Source organism: Galactobacter sp. (assembly GCF_022712295.1).
Taxonomy (GTDB): domain Bacteria; phylum Actinomycetota; class Actinomycetes; order Actinomycetales; family Micrococcaceae; genus Galactobacter.
The window spans coordinates 1-6,278 of record NZ_JALAGT010000169.1; the positions used below are offsets into that span (position 1 = coordinate 1).

At 63.3% G+C, this 6,278-nt stretch carries 5 protein-coding genes; 3 read left to right on the forward strand and 2 right to left on the reverse strand.

Annotation, left to right across the window (positions count from 1 at the left end):
- Positions 1–397 (forward strand): aminotransferase class IV (locus Q0A15_RS12195; protein ID WP_291279798.1); only part of this gene is annotated, 397 nt, incomplete at its 5' end.
- A gap of 93 nt (positions 398–490) precedes the next feature.
- On the forward strand, positions 491–700 hold the full coding sequence (locus Q0A15_RS12200) for a hypothetical protein (RefSeq protein ID WP_291279799.1): 210 nt from the start codon (positions 491–493) through the stop codon (positions 698–700).
- 274 nt (positions 701–974) lie between these two features.
- Here Q0A15_RS12200 and Q0A15_RS12205 read toward each other — a convergent pair whose 3' ends face one another.
- Positions 975–1,655 carry a hypothetical protein gene (locus Q0A15_RS12205; RefSeq protein ID WP_291279800.1) on the reverse strand — a complete coding sequence of 227 codons (681 nt, stop codon included), beginning with the start codon at positions 1,653–1,655 and terminating at the stop codon, positions 975–977.
- 68 nt (positions 1,656–1,723) lie between these two features.
- Positions 1,724–4,009, reverse strand: coding sequence for an ATP-binding protein (locus Q0A15_RS12210; RefSeq protein WP_291279801.1), 2,286 nt, complete (start codon positions 4,007–4,009; stop codon positions 1,724–1,726).
- 903 nt (positions 4,010–4,912) lie between these two features.
- On the opposite strand from Q0A15_RS12210, the gene Q0A15_RS12215 reads away from it, so the two are divergent.
- A partial coding sequence (locus Q0A15_RS12215) for a VaFE repeat-containing surface-anchored protein (protein WP_291279802.1) occupies positions 4,913–6,278 on the forward strand: 1,366 nt, incomplete at its 3' end.

The window sequence follows — 6,278 nt, forward strand, 5'->3', positions numbered from 1 at the left end:
CTATGCCATCAACATGGCCGCGCAGCGCTGGGCGCAGTCCCACGACGCCGACGACGCGATCTTCGTGACCTCCGACGGGCGCGTGCTGGAGGGGCCGACCTCCTCCGTGCTGATCGCCCGCCGCACCGACGCCGGTGTCACGCTGCTGACCCCCGAGCTGGAGACCGGCATCCTGGCCGGCACCACGCAGGCGGCCGCGTTCGAGGTGGCCCGCGAGGCGGGCTGGTCGCTCGGATACGGCCCGCTGACGCCGGCCGCTCTTCTTGAGACCGACGGCGTGTGGCTGGTTTCGTCTGTCCGCCTCGCCGCCGCTGTGACCTCCATCGACGGGGTCTCCGTGCCGTGCGATCCCGAGCTGCACCGCGTGCTCGTGAAGGGGCTCGACGCCGCGCTGTAAGCGGGTGCGGCCGGCGGGCTCTGCTCTTTGGCTGGGCCGGCTGTGGGCGGCCCGCGGGGTGTTGTTGTCGCGGGACGGTCATAACCTAGGCGCATGACCTCTTCGCTGAAGATCGAGTGCGTGGGCGGGCTCTGGGACGGGCGCCTCCTGGACATCGCCGTTGACGAGTTCGGGCGACTCCCCGCCGTGCTGTTCGACGACGGCGGGAAGCCCTACTACTCGCTGCTCTTCGACGAGTGCCGGATCCTCGCCGGTAATGCCCACGAGTACACCGGCGCAAGATACGTGCCGGCGGCGGCGTAACCACCGCCCGGTACCACGAGGTCGAGCGCGTGGAATGCGAGTCGCCAACGCCGCCGAGCACTTTCCCCGGTGGCCGATCCCTCCATTGCATTTGGCCTAGGCCTCGGCCTGGAGACCTCCCCCGGCCCTCGGCGGGATGGTGGCCTGGCTCCGAAGAAATCTTGACGTTCTGAGCACCACGAGGAGCGGGTCGCCCTGGTGAACTCGTCCGGCCGGGAGCATTGCAGGTTTCACGGTGCAGTGCCGAGAGCGCGGTTTTAATGTGTGTCAGACCTCAAGTCCCATCGGGCAACGAGGGGTCCAGGTAGCCATCCGCCCAGGCGATGCGCCCGTAGTCCAACTTTGACCGCACTGGTACGCCCGCCTCCGAGTACTTCCTCTTCACACGGTCAAGGTACTGCTTCGCAGTCTCGCGGCCGATGTTCATCGCAGCTCCCACCTGCTCAACGCTGAGCCCAGACGCGTAAAGCACGAGGGCTCGCTCCTCTTGGATGCTGAGAGTCGGTCGACCAGGGTCGCCAGCAATCACTGAGGCCAACTCGACGGTCATCCACGTTTCCCCGCGCAGCGCCGCCGCCACTGCGGCAAGGATGTCCTGCTCACTGTCGCGCTTCCCAACCACGCCCGACACCCCAGCCTGGACGATCTGACGGACTAGTGACGGCGAGGCCATCGCTGAGAGCACCAGCACCGTGAGCCCGGCGCTGACTAGCGCAGCGACTTGCGCGGGGCTTGCGCTCGGCTGACGATCCACCATGAGGTCGAGAACGAGCAGGTGTGGAAGCCGCTCACGCGGGGTCGTTGCCGACCATGCGACGAATTCAGGCAAGGTCTCCCCACTGAACACGACCTCATGGCCGGCCACACCCCCGAGAATCTCTTCAGTGCGCGCTCGCTGCAGCAGATGGTCCTCAACGATGGCAATGCGCGACTTTGGCTCGACGTTGTTCTTCACGACCGCCTCTTCATAGCTCTACCCTCTGCGGAGGAGACGACGACAGCTCTGTTCGAGTGCACGCCTCGTCACGCCGTGGTTGCCGTAGCGAAGTCGATCTCCAGCAACTCCGTCTCTCCGAGTCGGACAAGCCGGCTGCCGACCCGGAACTGCTCCGGGACCCGCAAGGATGGTCCGGTCAGCGTCAGCCGGAGGCCATCCGACACAGGGAACAGAGTTACCGAAAGCCAACCGCCCCGGCCCACGGCAAAGATATTAGACCGCACGACCTGCGCAATCGACTCAGCGCTGGCCACATCGCTCGTGTCTTGGTCGCCCAACCGCAAGGTAAGCCGCACATCGGCCTCACGCGCCAAGTGCAGAAGCGACATGAACGACGCGCCCAGGCATGCCAGTTCGGGACTGATCAGGACAAGTTGTCGCAGATATCGTTCTTCCTCATCGCAAGCCGAGCGTGTCGAGTCGGAGGCAGGGTCCAGCGCTCCGTCGCGAATTCCTCGTAGTAGCTCGCTGGCGGCTTCAAGTCCCGCGTTAGTCCACCGCTGATAGCTGGCTTGCGCCGCCGCTTCGCGCTCGCCTCGCAGTTGCGACTCAAACTCGTGTCGTCTGGCATCGGCCGCAACCTCCGAGAGCTTCACCATGAATTCCTGAAACCTCATCCACACAAGCGAGAAGCCCAGGCCTACGAGCCCGGCAATAGCGACGATGCTTGCCCCAACCGGCGACTTAGAGGCCGTCCAGAGGACGATCACCATCGTCACCACAACCCAGATTCCGGCCCCCGCGATCCTCCATGGTCTGCCGTCCCTAATTGAGAGGAGAAGCACGGCCGGGCCGGTCGGGGCCAGCGCCTGCCAGTGAATCGGACTCACAGTGCCGAACTCAGTTGCTCGGGCAGAAAGCGCGAAGACAGCCACGGTTGCTGCGACGAGTATCAGCGGCGCAAGCACTGTCTTGCGAAACACTGCCGACGCAGCCACCAACGAGGAAACCAGCATGATCGCGATCATCGGAAGCAACGCAAGATGCTCGTTCGTCCCGCCAGCGAGCGTGAGCACGATACTCTCGGCGGTGACGCCAATGCCCCAGTAGGCTCCGGCTCGCCGGCGACTCGTGCTGGCGGCTTCTTTCAACGCCCCGTCGTCAACGAAAACGGACTTGCTGAGCCTTCCGGCTTCCAACGGCACTCGTAGCGTGACGGTCGTCCCCGCGCCCGGAACGCTAATGACCTCGGCGCCGATACCGAACTCCTTCGCCCGCTGTTCAATAGACGTGGCGAGGCCGCGCTTGGCCGCAGACTCTGGGTCGAATCCTCGTCCATCGTCCGAGATGCGCATGAGGAACTCCCGCGCGTCTGCGTCGAGAGCAAAGTCGACATGGTCGGCGCCCGAGTGTTTCGCAGCGTTGTTCACGGCCTCGCGCGCGCACCCCACCACGGCGCGAGTCACGTCGGGGGGAAGATCCCGGTCAAGTCGATCGATGACGGCATCGCTTGCGCCTTGCCTGCGCACCGGTAGCCGGGAATGCTCAAACACCTCCATGATTGATGCGCCGGATGCCCCACGCCGCGCGCCCCTGAGCTGCTCGACCTGCTCAACGTCCCGTGCACACTGCAACCGAACGCGACGCTCATCGTTCACGGCGGCTCCGGCTGATGCGACAGCAGCGAAGGTGTTGATCGCAGTGTCGTGAAGCAAACGCGACTCTTCGGCGAGGCGAGCGCCGACGTGTGCAACGGACTCACTTCGGAGAGCGGCCGCATCGGCTCTGCGAACATCGCTGTCCGTAGCCGCTGCGCTGCGCAACAGAAAGGCCACCCCCAGCCTGATCGCCAGAACTATGGTGGTCTGCGTGACGCACACGGACAACGGCAATTGGAAGCCCCATCCCGGGAGCAGGACGAGAATCGTCGTCGCGGCGAATGCGGCTAAGCCCATGACCATGGGAATCGCATAGCGACGAAGTACAAGAAGGCCGGCGACGAATGAGGCGAAATTGATCTGCCAGCATGCCGCGAACGTGAGTCCCGAGTCGATATCGCCGCTCACGAGATAGCCCCACACGCCGGCGAAAACCATCGCGATGGTGAGCCAAGGGACGCAGCTCGACTTCCGCCGTGCGGCGACAGCGACCAGAGCGACGAGCATCTGGGCGGAGGCGAGGAACCCGGCCCCAGGGCGTAGCGAGACGAGGGTGACGGCTACCATGGCGGCCTGCCAGACGGTTGCCGCGATCAACACAACTCGAGTGATCGCGCCTAGCAACGCTTCGGTCGCCGGACCGGGCGACACGGGTTGCAGACCCTCATGGTCCCGTATGCCGAGCGCGGAGGGCACATGTCTCAGAAGGTTCATTTTCACCAATTCACATCTGAACTGAAAACGACGCCCTCAGGATATCTGTGGCACGTCGGGGGGCTGTGACTCTTCCGACCGGTCCCGAGCGCCGTTGATATGTCCCCCTGCCGATTCGTGTCTGACGCGATGACGATCCAATCAATCAGTATTGCAGCTCGAATAACGCCATTTACGATACTGCTCACTTGCGAGAAAAGGCCCTCATGACCTCTTCCGCGAAAAAAAAGACCCCCATACGGGGGTCAAAGTGCAGCGGTCCGCGTCTTGAAACACCGTGAGGCTATTCACCTCCACCGTTGACCCCTTTATGGGGGTCATTTGTCGGCGATCGCAGAAAACATGCTTTAGTCGGTTGCGGGAGAGGCGCGGGCTGAGGTTGACTCACATTCAGATTCGGCAGGCGTTCAGCGCGACTGCCGCATCATTCCAGGGCTCTTGTACCGCTGCTTCCTGGGAGTTCGGCACCTGATCTAACGACTTGAGAATTGGGGAATCACCACCTCCATCGTAGTTCGCAAAGTAGCACTCAGCGGAGTTACTAGGCGAACTTTCCTAGCGGTTTCGAGTGAGTTACCTACAGATTATTCAAATAGGGCCCCGCAGCCGAACTGCGATTACGGCAATGCCGAGTCAAAGCTACGACTTAGTGGGGCGATAAAGCGGTGCCGCACCCTCACATGAGGGTGCACTTCGCCCTCCCCTCCGGTCTCACCCAGACCAGGCGGGAGGGCGAGGTCGAGCAAGCGCAAGACTGCGCTCGCATCAGCCGATGAGTGTGGTTTGAGTAGCGTGCATGAGTTTCTCGTGCTGTTCCACTCGACATTGACCAAGCAGGTTCACACTCCCTGCACTGCGTCGCGGACCGTGCGCCACGGCGTTTGATCACTCGCTGGAGGGAAAATGACGAAGAACATCGATCGGAGACCGAGACGCAATCGCCGCCGCGGGCTCGTCGCCAGGTTTGCTGCAGCAACTGCTCTGACTGCTCTGGGACTCGCGGGAGCGCTTGCGCCCGCCGCTCAAGCTGATGTGGCCATTGGGGATAGCGTCTACGTCGGAAAAAACACACAGGGGTACTCCGGGACGCGCCTTCACGCTATTTATGAGGACACCCCCGCAGATCCTGCGAACCCAGGCACGCCGGACTACTGGGCCTACTGCATCGAACACGATGTCTCTGCCAAGACGGGCCTTCACGCCAGTGTTGGAGACCTAGATAGTTATCTCGGCGCGAATCTCTTCACCAACCCTGTCGCGCAGTCGAAGGTCCTTTGGGTGCTGGCCCACAGCTACCCGGCCGTCTCTCTTGAGGACTTCGGGGCAGCCATTGGCACGCCTGGCATCTCTGCGAATGACGCTATTGAAGCGACGCAGTACGCGATCTGGCGCTATACCGACCTCGGTTGGGATGCCGCCTGGAATTGGGAAACCGCCGATTCGGAGACGGCGTACTGGTACCTCGTCAATGGCGCTAACGCCAGCTCGGGAATGCAGCCGAGTGACTTCACCACGACCGTCAGCGTGACGGGCCCGGATACGGAGCAGAACCCCGGCGGGCTGGTCGGACCGTTCGTGATCAGCACGAGCGCCGAAAGCGCAACAGTAAGCGCCGCCCCTGGCTTCGACTTCGCCGATGGAGACGGTGACCCGATCAACCCCAACGCCGTGGTTGACGGACAGTCCGTCTACGTCAAGGTTCCGGCCGACACGCAAGAACAGGCGGTGACCGTCACTGCCACGGCTAAGGGGCAGAACGGCACGGGCTTCGTCTTGTCGGTTCCGACGGGTGAGGGGCAGCTGCCCACCAAGAGCAGCCACGGACAGTCCATCATCTTGGTAGCGCCCTCCACCAAAACGGTGTCGGATTCGGCCCGCGCGACGTGGAAGCTGCCCACCACCGAAACCCCGGTAATCGGCACCACCCTCGTCGACTCCGCCGACCAAGACCACATCCTGGCCTGGAACGGCGGCACCCTCATCGACACCATCGCCTACAAGAACCTGATCCCCGGCACCAAATACACCGTCGCCGGCGAACTCATGCTCAAGTCCGACGGCACCCCCACCGGAATCAAGGCCCAAACCACCTTCACCCCCACCGACGCCAACGGCACCGTCGACGTCACCTTCACCGTCCCCGAAGGCTTCACCGGCAAGGCCCTCGTCGCCTACGAGTCCGTCTACGAGGGCGCCGAGACCACCGGCGAGCCCGTAGCCGAACACAAGGACATCAACGACGCCTCACAAACCGTGACCGTCGAAGAGC

Coding starts and splice junctions, on each gene's coding strand:
- Q0A15_RS12200 (WP_291279799.1), top strand. CDS start 491: ATGACCTCTTCGCTGAAGATCGAGTGCGTGGGCGGGCTCTGGGACGGG.
- Q0A15_RS12210 (WP_291279801.1), bottom strand. CDS start 4,009: ATGAACCTTCTGAGACATGTGCCCTCCGCGCTCGGCATACGGGACCAT.